20 protein-coding genes and 2 pseudogenes are annotated in these 16,144 nt (G+C 56.5%); 3 read left to right on the top strand and 19 right to left on the bottom strand.

Features of this window, described 5'->3' with window-relative positions:
* Positions 1–18 precede the first annotated feature (18 nt).
* The 8 genes from ACTJI9_RS18445 to ACTJI9_RS18410 all read right to left on the bottom strand — a co-directional run bounded on the left by ACTJI9_RS18445 (position 19) and on the right by ACTJI9_RS18410 (position 5,233).
* Positions 19–315, bottom strand: coding sequence for a chorismate mutase (locus ACTJI9_RS18445; RefSeq protein ID WP_440810004.1), 297 nt, complete (start codon positions 313–315; stop codon positions 19–21).
* Between the two features lie 41 nt (positions 316–356).
* Positions 357–941 carry a DUF308 domain-containing protein gene (locus ACTJI9_RS18440; protein ID WP_440810002.1) on the bottom strand — a complete coding sequence of 195 codons (585 nt, stop codon included), beginning with the start codon at positions 939–941 and terminating at the stop codon, positions 357–359.
* A gap of 51 nt (positions 942–992) precedes the next feature.
* Complete coding sequence (locus tag ACTJI9_RS18435) at positions 993–1,301, bottom strand: hypothetical protein (protein ID WP_267227761.1); 309 nt, start codon at positions 1,299–1,301, stop codon at positions 993–995.
* 31 nt (positions 1,302–1,332) lie between these two features.
* Positions 1,333–2,109 (bottom strand): molybdopterin-binding protein, encoded by a 777-nt coding sequence (locus tag ACTJI9_RS18430; protein ID WP_336441130.1) that lies wholly within the window; start codon positions 2,107–2,109, stop codon positions 1,333–1,335.
* Positions 2,106–2,960, bottom strand: a complete 855-nt coding sequence (locus tag ACTJI9_RS18425) for a cytochrome b/b6 domain-containing protein (RefSeq protein WP_440809997.1) — start codon at positions 2,958–2,960, stop codon at positions 2,106–2,108. The genes ACTJI9_RS18430 and ACTJI9_RS18425 overlap by 4 nt, the downstream gene beginning before the upstream one ends.
* 105 nt (positions 2,961–3,065) lie before the next feature.
* Positions 3,066–3,692, bottom strand: a complete 627-nt coding sequence (locus ACTJI9_RS18420) for a hypothetical protein (RefSeq protein ID WP_267227766.1) — start codon at positions 3,690–3,692, stop codon at positions 3,066–3,068.
* A 67-nt stretch (positions 3,693–3,759) separates the two neighbouring features.
* Positions 3,760–4,350, bottom strand: a complete 591-nt coding sequence (locus ACTJI9_RS18415) for a TetR/AcrR family transcriptional regulator (protein WP_336441133.1) — start codon at positions 4,348–4,350, stop codon at positions 3,760–3,762.
* 55 nt (positions 4,351–4,405) lie between these two features.
* Complete coding sequence (locus tag ACTJI9_RS18410; RefSeq protein WP_336441134.1) at positions 4,406–5,233, bottom strand: oxidoreductase; 828 nt, start codon at positions 5,231–5,233, stop codon at positions 4,406–4,408.
* A 91-nt stretch (positions 5,234–5,324) separates the two neighbouring features.
* Between ACTJI9_RS18410 and ACTJI9_RS18405 the strand changes: the two genes are divergently transcribed.
* Entirely contained in the window at positions 5,325–6,236 is a 912-nt protein-coding gene (locus ACTJI9_RS18405) for an AraC family transcriptional regulator N-terminal domain-containing protein (protein ID WP_440809993.1), read from the top strand.
* 70 nt (positions 6,237–6,306) lie between these two features.
* Here the strand turns inward: ACTJI9_RS18405 and ACTJI9_RS18400 are convergent, their stop codons facing one another.
* The 5 genes from ACTJI9_RS18400 to ACTJI9_RS18380 form a co-directional block, all read right to left on the bottom strand.
* Positions 6,307–6,996, bottom strand: coding sequence for an aspartate/glutamate racemase family protein (locus tag ACTJI9_RS18400; RefSeq protein ID WP_440809990.1), 690 nt, complete (start codon positions 6,994–6,996; stop codon positions 6,307–6,309).
* A 181-nt stretch (positions 6,997–7,177) separates the two neighbouring features.
* Positions 7,178–7,933 carry an SDR family oxidoreductase gene (locus tag ACTJI9_RS18395; protein WP_440809987.1) on the bottom strand — a complete coding sequence of 252 codons (756 nt, stop codon included), beginning with the start codon at positions 7,931–7,933 and terminating at the stop codon, positions 7,178–7,180.
* Between the two features lie 128 nt (positions 7,934–8,061).
* Positions 8,062–9,480 (bottom strand): MFS transporter, encoded by a 1,419-nt coding sequence (locus tag ACTJI9_RS18390; RefSeq protein WP_440809984.1) that lies wholly within the window; start codon positions 9,478–9,480, stop codon positions 8,062–8,064.
* Between the two features lie 80 nt (positions 9,481–9,560).
* Positions 9,561–10,094 carry a TetR/AcrR family transcriptional regulator gene (locus ACTJI9_RS18385; protein WP_323748361.1) on the bottom strand — a complete coding sequence of 178 codons (534 nt, stop codon included), beginning with the start codon at positions 10,092–10,094 and terminating at the stop codon, positions 9,561–9,563.
* Between the two features lie 158 nt (positions 10,095–10,252).
* The gene (locus ACTJI9_RS18380; protein WP_440809979.1) at positions 10,253–10,633 is read right to left on the bottom strand and encodes a winged helix-turn-helix transcriptional regulator; all 381 of its coding nucleotides are present in this window, start codon (positions 10,631–10,633) and stop codon (positions 10,253–10,255) included.
* Between the two features lie 46 nt (positions 10,634–10,679).
* Here ACTJI9_RS18380 and ACTJI9_RS18375 point away from each other — a divergent pair, with 46 nt between their 5' ends.
* Entirely contained in the window at positions 10,680–11,489 is an 810-nt protein-coding gene (locus ACTJI9_RS18375; protein WP_440809976.1) for an SDR family NAD(P)-dependent oxidoreductase, read from the top strand.
* A 44-nt stretch (positions 11,490–11,533) separates the two neighbouring features.
* Here ACTJI9_RS18375 and ACTJI9_RS18370 read toward each other — a convergent pair whose 3' ends face one another.
* From ACTJI9_RS18370 to ACTJI9_RS18350, 5 genes and pseudogenes are all read right to left on the bottom strand, one after another.
* Positions 11,534–11,668, bottom strand: a complete 135-nt coding sequence (locus tag ACTJI9_RS18370; RefSeq protein WP_440809974.1) for a hypothetical protein — start codon at positions 11,666–11,668, stop codon at positions 11,534–11,536.
* A 3-nt stretch (positions 11,669–11,671) separates the two neighbouring features.
* A pseudogene (locus tag ACTJI9_RS18365) lies at positions 11,672–11,725 on the bottom strand (hypothetical protein); the annotation flags it as partial.
* 119 nt (positions 11,726–11,844) lie between these two features.
* Positions 11,845–12,338: pseudogene (locus tag ACTJI9_RS18360) on the bottom strand (alpha/beta hydrolase); the annotation flags it as partial.
* A 363-nt stretch (positions 12,339–12,701) separates the two neighbouring features.
* Positions 12,702–13,358, bottom strand: coding sequence for a DUF1109 domain-containing protein (locus ACTJI9_RS18355; protein WP_336441137.1), 657 nt, complete (start codon positions 13,356–13,358; stop codon positions 12,702–12,704).
* The gene (locus ACTJI9_RS18350; RefSeq protein WP_267227779.1) at positions 13,351–13,923 is read right to left on the bottom strand and encodes a sigma-70 family RNA polymerase sigma factor; all 573 of its coding nucleotides are present in this window, start codon (positions 13,921–13,923) and stop codon (positions 13,351–13,353) included. The genes ACTJI9_RS18355 and ACTJI9_RS18350 overlap by 8 nt, the downstream gene beginning before the upstream one ends.
* A gap of 158 nt (positions 13,924–14,081) precedes the next feature.
* Here ACTJI9_RS18350 and ACTJI9_RS18345 point away from each other — a divergent pair, with 158 nt between their 5' ends.
* Positions 14,082–14,858 carry an alpha/beta fold hydrolase gene (locus ACTJI9_RS18345; RefSeq protein WP_267227780.1) on the top strand — a complete coding sequence of 259 codons (777 nt, stop codon included), beginning with the start codon at positions 14,082–14,084 and terminating at the stop codon, positions 14,856–14,858.
* A 944-nt stretch (positions 14,859–15,802) separates the two neighbouring features.
* Here ACTJI9_RS18345 and ACTJI9_RS18340 read toward each other — a convergent pair.
* The gene (locus tag ACTJI9_RS18340; RefSeq protein WP_440809970.1) at positions 15,803–16,060 is read right to left on the bottom strand and encodes a hypothetical protein; all 258 of its coding nucleotides are present in this window, start codon (positions 16,058–16,060) and stop codon (positions 15,803–15,805) included.
* Between the last annotated feature and the right edge of the window lie 84 nt (positions 16,061–16,144).

The following is a 16,144-nucleotide window of genomic DNA, read 5'->3' as shown; positions in this document are numbered from 1 at the left end:
ACAGCCGCGACAGACAACTTACTTCCTGGCTGCAATCTCCCTGTGCCGCTCCACCACAGCGCCCACGATCATTGTCATCAGCCCTTCGACAAAGTGCCGACTGAGGCCAACATCATTGGCGATACTCATCAGTCGATCCAATTGGCGTCGCTCTCGCTCATTATCGATCGCCGGCAACGCCTGCTCGGCTTTCAAGTGGCCGACTTGCTCGGTACAGCGAAAGCGCTCGGCCAGAATATAGAGGATAGCCGAATCCAGATTGTCGATGGTCCTCCGGTAGGAAGCGAGTTGCTCTGCCACATCATCTGTCATCATTTGAATATCTTCCAAGTGGTTTCATAGGCGCGAGGTAGAGCTTATGAGATGGGATGCATACTGCGACGCGACAGGGCGATCGTCAGCCAAATTGCCGAAACCAGGAAGTAGAATGCCCCAACGCCAGCGTAGCCCGCAACCGTGGAGATCGAAGGCTCCTGCGGCATTTGCGCTTGAAAGATGAAGAGAGCACCGGCCACAGCGGATTGGCCACCGCTCAAAACCATCGCCCACTGACCTCCACTCGTTCTCCAACGCCGCACGGCAGTTCCAAGCTGCAACAGCCCCGAAAAGATCGCCCATAGACCGAAAGCGCCCAGAACCCAGTTCATGTTCATTGTCAACGCCAGGATCACGGCTATCGTCATAATCGAGCTCGCTGTGACGTTGATTACCTGACTCCGGTTGGCGGCAAATCCACCACTCCTGGCCGCGTCAACGACGTTGGCCGCGGCATCCCACGCCGGATAGATGATCAGCAACGCGGCGGCCACTGCAAACGACTGCCGCCCGACAGTTAGCGCAGCCGCAACCCACAGCACTGAGAAGGCCGCTCTGGCGAAATAATACTGCTTGAGCCACTGGTCGTTGTCGCGTGTGGCGCGGGAGGTCTGAGTGTTCGACATTGTTTTCTTCCACTTTCTGAATTGGTTTATGGATGGTCCGCGCGAGCCTTGTCAGACGAAGCCAACATGCTTGCCAAATGGGGTGTTCTCGTCCCAATCATTTCGGCCGATACGATCGCTTTCTCCGGAGAGTTTTACGGTGTTCTGTAAGCTGTCGTGAGAAGGAACCTTTGCCCCGTGACGCTGGTCGCTCTCCAAGCGCATGCGTTTCTCGAATGCCTCGCTGATCGCCTCCTGCCGCTTTGCGACCCATCGACCGTCGGGATCGGAGAGGATCGAATTGGTTTGGCCGATGTCGACCTGGCGAGACGAAGCTGTCGCAGAAATCGGCATGACTTCCTGAACCTTGCGTCTGCTCATGAACTGTCCTCCTGCGGCTTTTCTCAGGGCCTTAGATCCCGGCGTACCATTCGTAGCCGCGGTCTTCCCAATAACCGCCGTTCCCGCCCCACAAGCCGGCGAAGCTGTCGACCAGTTCTATGCGCATGATGTACTTTGCCTGTTTGTAGCCGAGCTGCCGCTCGACCCTCAGGCGCAAGGGGGCACCGTGGCCGACGCTGAGGTCCTGGCCATTCATCTCGTAGGCGAGGATGGTTTGCGGATGAACCGCGTCGATGAGATCGATGCTCTCGTAGTATCGGCCGCTTCCATCCAGCGTCTTTTCGAGCTCGTCGGCACAGTGCAGAACGACAAAGCGCGCCGTGGGCTTGAGCCCGGTCAGGCGCAACAGATGGGCGAGCGGAACGCCTTTCCATTTGCCGATGGCGCTCCAGCCTTCGACGCAGTCATGGCGGGTGATCTGCGTGCGGGAGGGAAGCGCCTTCAGATCGGCGAGCGAATACTCTCGAGGCCGATCGACGAGACCGTCGATCTTCAGTCGCCAATTCGCAAACTTGCTTTCCAGCAGTTCCGCATATTCGTCGCTGTCGGGGGCACTCGTTCCATTCACGCGGAAGGAGGGGGAAATGTCCTTCTCGTCAAACTCACGCGCCAGCGCATTGCGCCCCTGAAGCAGTCTCTGTGCCTTCATGGTCAAGTGTTCGGCTGAGCGAAGGACATTGGCGACGTCTGCATTTTGGTCCAACAGGTCGCAGCCCGAGAGAGTAAGGGCACTGGCGCCGAGCGTGCCGCCGATGAGAAAGCGGCGTCGGGTGAAAAGCTTGCTCATGCCTTCGGTCCTTCCTCATGAATGATGTAACGTCCAGTGATCATCGAGCGGATGTTGTTCCAGGTCCAGGACAGGACGACCATCGCCACATGGACAATAACGAAGATGACGAGTGCCGATGCTGTGATGAAATGGATGGTTCGTGCGGATTGACGCCCACCGAAGATCTCAACAAGTGCGGGGAAAGCGGCGTCAATCCCGGGTGACATGGTCAAGCCCGTCACGACCATTAGGGGCAGCAGAATGACAATGACGGCCAGGTAGGTAAGCTTTTGAAGGGCATTGTAATGCTTTGCCTCCTCCCCTTGCGGAAAGCGCAGCCGAGCATGATCGAGAACTTCACGGCCAAGGTGGCTTGGCGAAAGCTCATGGGCCTTGGGTGCAAGGTCCCGTCTGAAATGTCCGCTGAGCAGGCTGAAACCGAGATAGACAATGCCATTGATGACAAACAGCCAGGCGAAGAAGAAATGCCATCGACGTCCGGCCGCAAGATCCTGGAATGAAGGGATGGTTGCCCAAGAGGGAAAAGCGCGTAAGACTTGTTCGCCTTCAACATTCGACACGCCGAGGACGCCTGTGGTGGGTAGTTCCAGGCCTGCAATGCGAGCAAAACCGCGCGGTTCGCCGCCTTCGTCATCAGCGCCAATCGTCAAGACGGCAGGATCACCGTCGGCGCCATAATGTCCCCAGTATAGTTCGGGGTGGGCGTTGAAGATCTGCAGTCCGCTCAAGAGAAGGAAACTCAGGCAAAGCACGTTCAGCCAGTGCGTAAGCCGGGTCACAACCGAGTGGCGGCGGATGAAGACCATTCGAGGATATTGAGCAGGAACATTATCGGCATTTTCGGTCATCTCAGCGTCTCTCGTCTGTGACGTTCACGGCTGCCGGTGGAGCAGCATCGATCGTATCGCCTGGCCGAAGCGGGGCGGCCGCTCCGGCCAGTGACGGCGTGGTCTTCACATGGGGGGAACTACGCCATTCTTGCCGACGACCACCTGATGGGCGACCGGGCCGTTTACAGACTTTTCGCCGGTGATGAAGACGACCGCCCCCGGCACGAGATCGTCCTTGGCTGCCGCAGCAATGGTCACGACAGGCGTACCATCCGGGATGGCGATCTTCTTTTCCTTGCCGTGATAGGTCACGGTGACAGTCCGTCCCTCGACGCCCTTGACGGCATCTGCCACCGTTGCGTTGGTCATGCTGCTGTCCGGCTTCAGATCCCAGCCGTAGCTGCCTTCTCCAAGGCCCTTCATCGCCGGCGGGAAGATCAGGACTTCGAGTGCGCCATCACCGCCGCCAGCCTTTGGCAGGGATGCAATACCGACAAAATCGCCGGGCTTAATGTCCGTCACCTTGGCTTCCGCAACGCCCGCGACCTTCCAGTCGTCGGCAAGCGCAACATCGACAGTCTCCCCTTCGCGGGTTTTCACCTTGAGTGTCGATCCCCCATAGGCGACGATGCTGCCGCGGACATGGATCGGCGCGGCTTTCTTATCTTCGGCAGATGCGGGTGTCGAAAGGACTGTTACAGAAAGGATGCTGGTCAGCCCGAGGGCCAGAGCGGGGAATACATTTTTCACTTAGATCTTCCTACTAGTTGGTAGTTTCGTTAGGCGCGATTGACCTGAGCAGGCTAGCTACGCAGGATTAGTGAGAGACAGTCGGTGTGAGGCGGTTGAGAGCAGGTTCGAGTATCATTGAGAACACTCCCGGCTTCCCATAGGCTCTCGCCGAAAGCATTGCCCCGTATACGGTTGCTAGAAATGTCTCGGCTTCAACATGCGGCGCACTGGTTAGACCCAGCTCGCCCTGCTTGGAACCGCGCTCCATGACCGAAGCCAGCCACGAGGAGATGAAGCGGAAAAAGTTCGTCACCTCGGTTGCGACTTCCGTGGGGAGGGAAGGCAGTTCACTGGCAAGCATGGCACAGACACAGTATGGCCTGCTCGCATCCTCAATGCATGCAGCCCAGTGGTTTGCATAAGCCTTGAGGATGTCCAGAGCATTCGGAACCTTCTGCTCAAGGACTGCCACGCTTGCCTGGCCATCCTCTCGATAACGCTTGACCAGCTCACGCACCAGATCGACCTTGCTCGGAAAATGATGATGGATGCTTGCCTTGCGGATACCGACAATCTCCGAGATATCGGCGTAGCTGAAGCTATTGTAGCCGCCGCTTATCAGAAGGTTTCGGGTGGACGCCAGAATGTCGTCCGAGGTGGTCGAAAGATTGCTCATGCAGCCTGTCTACCTTCTAGTAGGCAGATCGTCAACAACAAATTTTGGGTTTGCGTCAGCCGTCCGTGGAGACAGTCACGCCCTTCCAAGCTTCGATTTCCTGGGTCAGGCGTTCGATCCGCGCCGTTACATGTTTAAGCGCATCGCTGCCAAGGAGAAGTTGCGGCGGGGGATTGTCAGATTCGATGAGGGTCAGCACCGCGTCGGCGAGCTTTTGCGGATTTCCAAGCTGCTTGCCGCTCACTGCCTGACGCGCCTCGCGAATCGGATCAAACAGGGTATCATAGTCAGCAATGGAACGCTCTGTGCGGACCATGGAACGGCCTGCCCAGTCCGTCCGAAATGAACCGGGGCAAAGGGTTGTCACACGAACACCGAACGGAGCCATTTCCGAACGCATGACCTCTGAAATACCCTGCAACGCGAACTTGCTGCCGCAGTAATAGGCGATGCCGGGCATGGTGATCATCCCGCCCATCGACGTGACATTGACGACAAAGCCCCGGCGGCGCTCGCGGAACCTCGGAAGAAACGCCTTGGCCACGGCGACGGCGCCGAACACGTTCACGTCGAACTGACGGCGCATCTCTTCGATTGGCGATTCCTCAAGAACGCCCTCATGACCGTACCCGGCATTGTTGATCAGCACATCGACCGGCCCGTGTTCGTCCTCGACTTGTCGGACGACGTCCGGGATTCGGTCGAATTCGGTGACATCGCAAAGAACCGGGGGTAGCGTCGGAAGAGTGTCCGCCAAGGCTTTGCGCGAGGCCTCAGAGCGGATGGTGCCGATAACCTTGTGACCGGCGTCAATAGCGGCAGTGGCGATCGCCAACCCGAAACCCGAACTCACACCCGTTATAAAAAACGTTTTGCTCGACATTTTCGAAACTCCTTGATTTATGCAAGATGACAGATAATCTGATGGTTCTCTTATCTCGATTGCGAATCCTCTCGATATTTTGCCAAATCCTATGATTTATGAAGAACCGTCCGTTGGCCATGACCGGCTTGTCGCCCTGGCCGGGCAACTTGCTCCCCGTCTCGGCTACAATCAGACGGCGATCGGTTGTGTCCGTATCCTGCGCACTGAAGCAGTCCTCAACGACGTGCCGGTTCTCTATAAGCCAGGGGCAGTCTTCGTATTACAGGGAAGCAAGCACGGCATCTTGGATGGGGAAGCCTACCTTTACGATGAGGATCACTATCTTGCCGTTTCGGTACCCGTTCCCTTCAGGATGACTTCCAAAGCCAGTCAGCAGAGACCGTTGCTGGCGATCTATCTCGAGTTCGACATGCAGGTGGCGGCAGAAATCGCCATGCAGGTCGAACAACATGCAGGTTCTTCGAGCGCCACGCCGAAGGGGCTATTCTCCAGCAGGATGGACCGCAGCATCCAGGACGTGCTTCTGCGCCTGGTCGAGGCGCTCCAAAGTCCGGCCGAGGTCGCTGTGATCGGAAGCTCCATCCTGCGCGAATTGCACTACCGCGTCATGGTCGGCCCGCAAGGCGGCGCGATGATCGCGGCCCTTCAGCGAAAGGGGACGTCCGGAAAACTGGTCGAAAGCGTAGCGTGGCTGCGCGAGAACTATGGTTCTGACATCACTGTCGCGGATCTTGCCAAAAGCGTGGGCATGAGCGTCCCTTCGTATCACGTTCATTTCAAAAACCTGACCGGCTCAAGTCCGATGCAATACGTGAAGGCGATGCGACTCCACGAGGCGAGACTGATGATCGCGCGCCAGAGCGCGACCATTGCTGCCGTGGCTGCATCGGTCGGTTATGTCAGTCCCGCTCAGTTCAGCCGCGAATTCAAACGGCATTTCGGACGTACCGCATCGGAAGAGGTGAAGTGGGTCCAACAGCACCTTGGAGAACAGGTTTAACCCCATTTGCCAAGACCTGAACCCAGGGCGCCTCATACGAGATAACCGCCGAGCCGCAACCGGCAGCACATCAATCCAACGCCGCCCTAAGAGCCGCTTCACAGTGAATGAGGGTCGTATCGAAGACAGGGACGGCGACATTATCCTGGTTCAACAGCATGCCCACCTCCGTGCAACCAAGGATAAGACAGTCGCAGCCTCGATCGATCAGTCGCTGCGCAATCAATTCGTACCTCAAACGGCTTTCCTTGGTTACGACATCGCGACACAGCTCGTCGTAGATGATGCGGTGGGTCTCCGCTCGATCTCCCGCTTCAGGAATTATCGGCAACAGTCCCCTAGCAGTCAGACGGTCGGTATAGAAGTTCTGCTCCATCGTGAAGGCGGTCGCCATCAGGCCCGGCTTGCGAAAGCCGCCGTCGAGGATCGCCGTCGCCGTGGCGTCTGCGATGTGTACGAACGGGATCGACACCCCGGCCAGAATCCTGCCCGCCACCTTGTGCATGGTGTTCGTCGCCAGGATGAGGAGCTCGGCGCCTCCACGCTCCAAAGCAATGGCTTTCTCATTCAGGATATCTGCCGCCGCGTCCCAATTGGAAGACACCTGCAACGTTTCGATTTCATCAAAGTCGACGGATCGTATGAGAAGCTCAGGAGAATGAAGTCTTCCCAGGGTCTCGCGGGTGAGCCGGCAGAGTTCACGGTAATAAATCTGCGTCGAGGCGGCGGACATTCCGCCAAGTATGCCGATGGTCTTCAAATGCTTTCTCCGGTTCCATCTGTTTCAGGTTCGCCCAAAAGTATGCATCCAGCGCAGAGGCGCCAAATCCGAAGGCTGGCGGTTCTAAGGCGTTTATACTCCATGTTTCTGCACCTTTTTTCGGTCCCGTTGAATAGAACGCGGTGCTCGAGGCGTACGGTCCGCCGCCTCGCGCCAATGCTCAGGCGCTTATGCCGCCATCGACAAGAATACCCGAGCCGGTGATATAGGCAGCACCTGGACCAGCGAGGAACGCAACGGCCTCTGCCACTTCTCTGGTTCTGCCGTACCGAGCGATCGACAGTTTTGGCAGGATGGCAGGCGCGAGATCACCGTCGGCAGGGTTCATCTCAGTGTCGATTGGCCCCGGTCGGACCAGATTGACGGTAATCTCCCTCGGACCCAGTTCACGCGCCAGGCCGCGCGTGAAGCTTTCCAGCGCTGATTTGGTCGCCGCATAAACCGCGATTCCTGCAAATGGCACCGCCAGGCCTGCATTGCTTCCGGTGCTGATGATACGGCCGCCATTCGGGATGTGTTTCAGCGCTGCCTGGGTGATCAGAAACACGCCGCGAACATTGACGTTCAGTTGCAGATCTATTTCCTCCAGTGGCTGTACCGCGAAATCTCCTGCGAAGAGGACGCCGGCATTGTTAACCAGAATGTCGAGGCCGCCAAGTTCAGCGACGGTCCGCTCGACGGTAGCCGTAGCGGCGGCTGTGCTTGCTGCATCGGCCTGAATGGCCACAGCTTTGCGGCCCATAGTTCTGATCTCGGCGGCGAGAGCTTCGGCTTTTTCGGCCGACTTCTCATAGGTGATCGCAACGTCGGCACCATCTTTAGCCAGCTTCAGCGCGATGGCCGCGCCGATCCCGCGTGCTGCACCGGTAACAAGCGCGCTCTTACCCGAAAGAGGAAGATCATGGATGTTGTTCATGGCGGTTTACTCCGAAATAGTTCTGTTTCAAGCTGTGAGGAATGGTCCTCTGGTGGGGACCGACGTGGAGGCGGGAATGATCAAGCCGTCAATGCAGCGTTAGTCATTGAGCTCGTCAATGCGCGTGCTCATCGGCGCACCGCCTTGTTCGACGGAAGGCCAGCGGAAAGCCATCCTGCGACGAGAAGACAGAGTGCGATTGCGATTGCTGCCAGGCTATATGCCCGGCCGATGGATCTGGCATCGGTTGTAGACCCCAAATTCAAGAAGAACAACCCGCCAATGAGTGCAACCGCGAATGCGCCGCCAATCTGAAATGTGGAGTTGACGAGACCGGAGGCCAGTCCCGATTGCGGTCTGGCGACGCGCTGCACGACGCTTTTCAAAAGGTTTGGAAGCGCGATCCCCTGCCCCGCTCCAATGAGAAAGAGCGCTAGAGAGAGGAACTGGGCATGATCACTTGAGATAAGGGCGGCCGTTGCAAACAGGCCGCCTGCTTGCAGCCCCATGCCAATGGCAGCGGAGTATCTTCCAAAGAAGCGGAGGACGCGCTCGCTTGCAAAGGGGCCAAGGACAAAACCGGCTGCGGCAGGCAGGATGGCGAGCCCGGCTTCAAAGGGCGTGCGGCCAAGGCCGCTCTGTTGATAAACCGAGAATACGAGCCAGAATGCCGCCAGAGAGTAGAAGAAGAAGGCAGATGTCAACCCGCGCTTCAACCCCGAGACGTTCAGCAGGCTTGGTTCAAGGATAGGATTTCCGCCCGCTGTCTCGACGTTTCGCTCATGCCGCCAGAACAAGACGAAAAGCAGTGGTGAAGCACAGAGCATCAGAAGCAACCAGATTGGCCACCCCCGCTCCCGGCCCTCGATAAGCGGCGCGATCAGGGCAAAAAGTGCAAGCGCTATCAGCAAGGCTCCGCCCAAATCCAGATTGGTTGGGTGTTCCGAGCGGGTTTCGCGCAACATGAAGGAGGCCAGCGGCGCAGTGATCGCAATCACCGGGAGGTTGATCAGGAAAATGGCCCTCCATCCGAGACCGAAGATATTCAGTGCGATTAGCGCTCCACCGAGAAACAGGCCAGCCATCGATGCAACACCAAATGTCAGGGCATAAAAGCTGAGTGCCTTTGATTTCTCGTGGTCTGGAAAAATTGCATTGATCGACGCCAGCGCCTGCGGTGCCATGATGGCCGCGGCAAGCCCCTGAAGGACACGGCCGGCGATCAACGCGGCTGGAGACCAGGAAAACCCGCACAAAGCAGATGCGACTGCAAACCCGACCATTCCAGCCAGAAAGACATTTCGTCGACCATAGAGATCTCCAAGCCTGCCCCCAGTGATCAGCATCACAGCATAGGTGGTGGCGTAACCAGAGATAATCAGCTGCATCGTTGACGCAGAGGCCCTGAAATCCACCCGGATCGAGGGCAGCGCCACATTGACGATGAAGAAGTCAAGCGGTGGCAAAAATGCGCCGGTCAAAAGGATGACCAGTGCAATCCATCGACGTGGATCGAGTTTGTCATCGGGATTGCTTGTGTCTCTCATAAGTGTCTCCACATCGACCAAAAAATCGATCGAAGGTTTGCAATGTTAAAAATTTGGAACCTATTGGTTCCAAATAGAAGTCAGCCAAGCGCCTTTAGCGCCAGTTTGACCATGGCCCTCGTCTCAGCGCGATCCGCTCCTGCTTTGGCAAGAACCCGCATGCCCTGAATCTGACACACGAGGAACCTGGCAAGCGTTCGTTCATCAAGCTCGGGATCGATTTCGCCCAAGGCCTGCGCTCTTATTATCGCCGCCGCATAAAGATCTTGCAGCCGCCTGAACAGCCGGGAAATACGTGGAGCGACCTCTTCATCCTCTGGAAGCATCTCGACGGCTGCAAAGACGACAAAGCATCCACGCAAACCTTCCTTTCCCGATGCTTGATCCACTTGTTGAGAAAAAGCTTCTAAAATCGCGGCTTTGGGCGACGGATTGGAATGCAGCGTTTCACCGACCGAGCGAACAGCGTCCTCAATGTAAGCGTCGAGGGCGCGCAGATAGACGCCTCTCTTGTCGACGAAAGCCTTATAAAAGCTGCCTCTGGAAAGTTTCATACCCTCAAGCAAGTCGGGAAGGGATGCATCGTGATATCCACGATCCCAAAATACGTGCATTGCTTTTCGAACTGCTTCATCGAGTTCAAATTCTCTAGGGCGACCAACGGACGCGGATATTTGAGTACGCTTGACCATGAACGCTATATGGAACCATTCGGTCTATAATGCAAGCGATATTTTCGGGATGACGCGCCAAGCGTCGGCACCCAACTTAGTTAGCGACGCCGATCGACAGGATAGGCCCGAGAGAATTCCCTGACCGCCATCAAAATCGGCATAAGCCCGCGGCCTGCTGAACTCAGCGAGTATTCGACTCGAGGAGGCTGCTCTTGAAAGTCGTGTCGGAATATGAGGCCGTCATTTTCCAGTTCCCTGAGATGTTGCGTTAGCATCTTCTGGGATATCCCAGGTATGTCTCTCATGAACTGCGATGCCCGCAATGATGGTTCGGCAAACAATCGGAAAAGGATCGGCAGTTTCCAACGTCCTGTAATCATCCGAAGCACCCTGCTGACATGAGAGACAGATCCGTCGGCTCCGAGGCATGTCGCCCTGTCCTCGACAGGCACTTTAAAGTGCGTAATTGCCTGTTTCATCAACGAACCTCATATCTGCAGGAGACGACAACACGGATGAGATATCGTGGACTTACAACTCCAAAACAAGGTTGCGCTAGTCACGGGAAGCAGTAAGGGGATTGGCGAGGGCGTGGCCAGAGGCCTCGCAAAGGAAGGGGCAACCGTTCTTGTCCATGGTCGCGACAGAATGAAAACAGAGGAAGTCGCGCATGACATCATATCCTCTGGAGGGCAAGCGTTCGCGGTATTCGGCGATCTAACTGTGCCGGATCAGGTCGATCGTCTGGTTCGTGATTCAAAGGCTGCAGCAGGCTCAATCGACATCCTGGTCAACAATGCCGGCGGATCTGCCCCGGCGGAGGATTGGACCTCGACAAACTCTGAAACGTGGGCCGCTGTCTATGACAGGAACGTGCTCGCATCTGTGAGGATCGTCTCGCTCGCTCTGCCCGCAATGAAAGCGTCGCGGTGGGGTCGGATCATAAACATCTCAAGCCTGGCGGCCCTGATGCCGCCTGCAAGTCGACCGGACTACTCTGCCGCCAAAGCAGCCATGATCGCGATGACGGCGTCGCTCGCAAAAGACGTTGCTGCACACGGCATCACCGCAAACACCGTTTCGCCTGGAACGGTGCATAGCATCAGTTTGGATACCGCATTCCGTAAGAAAGCAATTGCGACGGGGATGGCCATTGACGCCCCCTGGAATGACATAGAGAGAGAAATCCTGCCGTTGTTTGCTCAGGTGCCCGTTGGAAGGGTCGGAACCCTCGAGGAGATTGCTGATGCGATTGCTTTTCTCTCAAGCCCTCGTGCCGGCTATATCACAGGGGCGAACATTCGACTTGACGGAGGAATGTGGCCAGGGACGTAGCTGGGCAACAGAGGAGCTGCGCCAAACCTGTCTGGGTGCTCGCATCATTTCCAGCTTGTCATGACGAACTGGTCGATCTCCGCTTCGAGTTCCTGGTCATCCGGCGTCCCACCCATGAAGCCACCATGGGGCATAGCTTCGAAGACGTGCAATTCGGTTTCCACGCCAGCTTTTCGCAAGGCTCGATGCATCCTCACCGTGTTCGATAGGAACAGGTCACGCGTGCCGGTCTGCAGAAATGTCGGCGGGAAGCCCCGCAGATCGCCAAAGAGTGGCGATAGATAGGGATTGGAAGATCTGCACCACCAGCGTAGAGCAGGTTGCTTGAACTAAGCGGGCGAGGCAGAACCAGATCAAGCATCTGGTTGGTTTGGAAACTGTCGCCCGATTCGGTGAGGTCAAACTGTGGAGAGAGCAAGACTAATCTGCCGGGCATTGGCATGCCTTCATCTCTCGCTCGCAGCAGCATAGCAGTCGCGAGATTGCCGCCTGCCGATCTCCCCATGATGACCACCTTGTCGGGGGATGACCGTTCAATACATGACGGTACGTGGCCAAGCAGTCATCAAGAGCGGCCGGATAGGGATGCTCAGGCGGCATCCGGTAATCGACACCGTAGCATCGAACGGCATGCTGGTGAGCTTGGTGTCGCGCACTGACGCGACAGGCCTCACCGCCTTCTGCGCCGCCATGCAGGTCGATGAGTGCGCTACGCTCATGAAATGATCCGTGCGGCCTCGCGACATGGATCGTTGCTTGTTCGACTACAATTGTCTCGACTGTGGACTTCAAACTCCCGGCAAGATCTTTAGCCGCGGCGGCGTAGTGTGCATCTACTGCGGCTTTCATCATCATCCAGCCTGAAAAATCCTCTGGGGACGGCATTTCATACCGCGCGTTGATCGGGCTGCCGTCCTCGTCTACCAGGCGTGATAGCGACGCCTGGGCTTCTACGCTAATGGATTGTGGGGGATAAATTGTTCGTGCAGGTATGGTTACGCTGCGTGTGAAATTGCTCATTTTTTCTTGCTCTGTCATTGGTCGAAAATCGACATCTTTATCCCTACCTCGGAATATCGGTCTGGCTTATCAAATTACGATGATCTGCACGCGACGACATCGCATGGAATTGATGCCGGTGTCCGCGGCTCCTTCTTTGCCGCATCCCAGAAATGTGTGGGGGACGTTGCATCCATTGCCGACCTCAGCCAGCTACCACCTCAACAATCTTGGGCCAGTAGCCGCTCCCAACGCAGTCACGAACGCGATAGCAACCGAATACCATATTGCGACGAAGGCAGCGCCATCGTTGAGACAAGCGATCGTATAGGCAAGGGCACCGACGGAACCTGCGAGCAAACCCGCGACAGCGCCTGCTCGGCCAAGCCGCGTAGGCGTTCCTGCCCGCATGGCAGCAAGAAAAGCAGCCAACGCAGGAATGGAAGCCATAATGATGATGCCTGCACAACTTGACACCGAATAAGTGTGAACCCCAAGCAATGGAAAGCCGCTCCGGTCGAGCAATGCTCCGGCAAGCAGGAACGCCACGCCTGGAGCAAGACACAGCAACGCACGAAGCGCCCGGCCCGGTCGTACCACGGTCCTAGCGAGCTGAAACGCGCCAGCTGCGATAAAGGCCATGCCGATGACTTTGAACTGGAACGTCCAGGTCGGCAAGATCCGCGCGAGATCTGAACGCGCCCCGGCAATCAGCAGAACCACGCCAGTTGCCGCCAGGATCGAAAAGACCATGGCAGCGGCAAGGACAATGGAGAGACTGGGTGTTGCCGACGATCGTTTTCCTGCCTGCGTTGCCAATCCCTTGATCAGATCGTCGGTCCGCCCCGTCAGCCGTTGGGTGTCATTCATGGTCGAAGCCTTTTCTCCGCGCGGCAACCATCAGTTTCTTTAAGGAGCGATGGAACGCGACCCGCACCGCCCCTTCACTTGATCCGAGCCGTTCTGCCGCCTCTTTGGTCGATGCGCCCTGAAGACCGATGGCGCGGACAGCAGCCTGTTCGCCACGAGGCAAGGCAGAAATGAGTTTCTCTACATCTGCCGGATTGCGCTCCGGATCGAACGCCTCCGAAGAAAAGATGCCAGCCCATTCCTCCTCGGTCAGATCAATGCGCACGCGTGCATCCCGTCCTAGGCGCCGGCTTGCATCAATGATCTTGTAGCGCGCAATTGCATTCAGCCAGGGAAGCAGAGCCCTCTGCGTATCCCATTGATGGCGACGGGAGTGAACGGCGATCAACACCTCCTGGACGACATCCTCTACCTCTGCGAGACTGAAGCGCATGCGCCGCAGATGCGCTTCGACGATCCTGCGCACCGAAGAGGCGAAGTCCCGAAGAAAGGCTTCATAGGCAGCACTATCTCCAATACGTTCGGCCCGCATCGCTTTCGCCCATCTGTCTTCCCGTGTATCCATGCATTTGTAACTTCGTTGGACGAGACCTGTTATTACGTGGCATTTCGAAAATCTTCCGATTTTGCCCAATGATCACATAACCGTGACGATGTAAGATCGACGACTCGGCATCGAAAGACTCCATCGAAGCATGTGCTTTATCACGAAAGGAGTCCAAGATGATCATGAATAGACGCAGATTTTCAACTGCATTGCTTGTTGGTGCGGCGGCAAAGCTTGTTTCAACCAACGGCATGGCCGCACCAGCGATTGCCCGCCCACCAAATGCCCGCAACATCGTCTTCGTCCATGGGCTTTTCGCCGATGGCTCCTGCTGGAGCGAGGTTATATCCAGGCTACAGCCCAAAGGTCTGAACATCACGTCGGTCCAGAACCCTCTGACCACCCTACCCGAGTCGATTGCGGCTGCCGAGCGCGTGCTGGCGCGGCAGGACGGCCCAACCGTCCTTGTCGGGCACTCGTTCGGCGGAATGGTCGTAACGCAGGCAGGTATGCATCCAAATGTGTCCGCTGTCGTATATATCGCAGCCCGTGCCCCAGATGCGAATGAGGACTTCGCCGCATTGGCTAAGACTTATCCTACACCTCCCGCATCTGCTGGTATTGTTTTCGACGGCGAGGAAGGCAGGCTAACCAAGAGGGCGTTCCTTGAGGATTTCGCCGGCGATATCCCAAGGGCTCGTGCGGAAGTGCTTTACGCAACGCAGTATCCGTTCCGGAAGGCGCTACTCTCAGGCAAAGTTACCGAAGCCGCTTGGCGCCACAAGCCTAGCTATTATGCGGTGTCGAGCGAAGACCGCACGATCAACCCGGACCTGCAGCGCTTTCTCGCCAAACGCATGGACGCAAAGGCAATCGAATTAAAAGCCAGCCATCTCTCGCTGATCTCGCACCCGGACGAGGTCGCGGAGCTTATCCTGGAAGCTGCAGGCTAGAAAGCCTAGCCCGATCCGCGAGCGAGACAGTCAGACATCGCTGCGTGACCTCCCCTAAGCCTGCGCTAATCGTCCAGTGACCTTTTTTGCAAAGCGGACGGTTTCCAGGCAACCAGGCGAGCAGGGCAATCGAGAGAGGACGACAGCCAATACTGGGGGTGTCGTTCTTTCTACGAGTTGTTAGCCAGTGAATATATGTTTGCCAGGTTGTTCAGATTCATCTCTCCAGAAATCTAGCTCTTGAATGGAACTGAACCGCTGACCTATAGATTACTGCTGCGTACAAACAGGAAAGTGATCAGCAACCCTTCCTTTGAAAATGCCGATAACAGGCCAATTTTTACCGATTTCGATTGTAGCGTAAATGTCTACAATCCCGCTCAAAAGGCTGTTTTGTCTCGCCTATTCAAACCAGCTTGGCCAATTCTTGAAAACTGCCGGACCGTAAAGCGCCTCATCCGAGCCATTTCAATTAAGGTCGACTGGTGCCCAAAGCTGTCGTTTAGTTTGGCGATGTAGTTCACCTAATGTTGGAAAGCAGATGACACAAGGCAGAGAGCATTACCGGCAAGCACAATGCCTTAAACCGAATCAATTGCCCTGTAGAAGGCGATTGAGTGGTTCGTGCAGTCGTCACGCGGGCAACCGCGCCTGCAACGCCATCAGACAAGCGGCAAACGCGAAGCGATTATTGTCCTGGCTCGTCCAAAAGTTTGGTTATTGCCAATGGCGCACTGCAGCCAATGTCGAGTTTCGCCATTGCCCGGGCGTCAGCCCAGAAACACAGGAAGGCGCCACACTCCCGGCAATGAACTGGTGATCGGTGTGAGTCCTCAAGGGGCACCACAGCATGAAGGTATCCGCATTCGGTGCATTTCAGCGGTTCCAGCAGCTCAATAAGGGGAAGGTCTATCATGGCACACGGCTGTCCAGGGTCTCCCTTGCTATTGTAATATTGTTACCTTTTCTTCTGCCGGAAAACGGAGACTGTCGAGAGCTTCTCTTTCCGACGTCTTCCCGAACGCCAGTTTCTGCCAATAGCCCGCAGGTGGTCTTGATATGTAATAATATTCGCAGGTTTTGGCCAGCGACGTGGCTGGGACTTGAAACTGTCGGGCCAACTCACTGATCGGATACTGCCACACCAGTTCATGGAGTTCCGCCCGCGTAAACATGGTTTCGATACACATGGTATCATTCATGGCAGTTGCCGGTCGCCGGGTTCATGGAGCAATCTCAAATGACACCGCTGGGTTATACCTCCGCTCCAAGCTGAAGCGGAGGAT

The organism is Phyllobacterium sp. 22552 (assembly GCF_052044585.1).
Taxonomy (GTDB): Bacteria; Pseudomonadota; Alphaproteobacteria; order Rhizobiales; family Rhizobiaceae; genus Phyllobacterium; species Phyllobacterium ifriqiyense.
This window is presented reverse-complemented; position numbering and strand designations above follow the sequence as displayed.

Coding starts and splice junctions, on each gene's coding strand:
- ACTJI9_RS18415 (WP_336441133.1), bottom strand. CDS start 4,350: ATGAGCAATCTTTCGACCACCTCGGACGACATTCTGGCGTCCACCCGA.
- ACTJI9_RS18380 (WP_440809979.1), bottom strand. CDS start 10,633: ATGAAACAGGCAATTACGCACTTTAAAGTGCCTGTCGAGGACAGGGCG.
- ACTJI9_RS18445 (WP_440810004.1), bottom strand. CDS start 315: ATGATGACAGATGATGTGGCAGAGCAACTCGCTTCCTACCGGAGGACC.
- ACTJI9_RS18340 (WP_440809970.1), bottom strand. CDS start 16,060: ATGAATGATACCATGTGTATCGAAACCATGTTTACGCGGGCGGAACTC.
- ACTJI9_RS18440 (WP_440810002.1), bottom strand. CDS start 941: ATGTCGAACACTCAGACCTCCCGCGCCACACGCGACAACGACCAGTGG.
- ACTJI9_RS18425 (WP_440809997.1), bottom strand. CDS start 2,960: ATGACCGAAAATGCCGATAATGTTCCTGCTCAATATCCTCGAATGGTC.
- ACTJI9_RS18390 (WP_440809984.1), bottom strand. CDS start 9,480: ATGAGAGACACAAGCAATCCCGATGACAAACTCGATCCACGTCGATGG.
- ACTJI9_RS18385 (WP_323748361.1), bottom strand. CDS start 10,094: ATGCACGTATTTTGGGATCGTGGATATCACGATGCATCCCTTCCCGAC.
- ACTJI9_RS18350 (WP_267227779.1), bottom strand. CDS start 13,923: ATGGATACACGGGAAGACAGATGGGCGAAAGCGATGCGGGCCGAACGT.
- ACTJI9_RS18345 (WP_267227780.1), top strand. CDS start 14,082: ATGATCATGAATAGACGCAGATTTTCAACTGCATTGCTTGTTGGTGCG.
- ACTJI9_RS18395 (WP_440809987.1), bottom strand. CDS start 7,933: ATGAACAACATCCATGATCTTCCTCTTTCGGGTAAGAGCGCGCTTGTT.
- ACTJI9_RS18410 (WP_336441134.1), bottom strand. CDS start 5,233: ATGTCGAGCAAAACGTTTTTTATAACGGGTGTGAGTTCGGGTTTCGGG.
- ACTJI9_RS18405 (WP_440809993.1), top strand. CDS start 5,325: ATGATTTATGAAGAACCGTCCGTTGGCCATGACCGGCTTGTCGCCCTG.
- ACTJI9_RS18430 (WP_336441130.1), bottom strand. CDS start 2,109: ATGAGCAAGCTTTTCACCCGACGCCGCTTTCTCATCGGCGGCACGCTC.
- ACTJI9_RS18435 (WP_267227761.1), bottom strand. CDS start 1,301: ATGAGCAGACGCAAGGTTCAGGAAGTCATGCCGATTTCTGCGACAGCT.
- ACTJI9_RS18355 (WP_336441137.1), bottom strand. CDS start 13,358: ATGAATGACACCCAACGGCTGACGGGGCGGACCGACGATCTGATCAAG.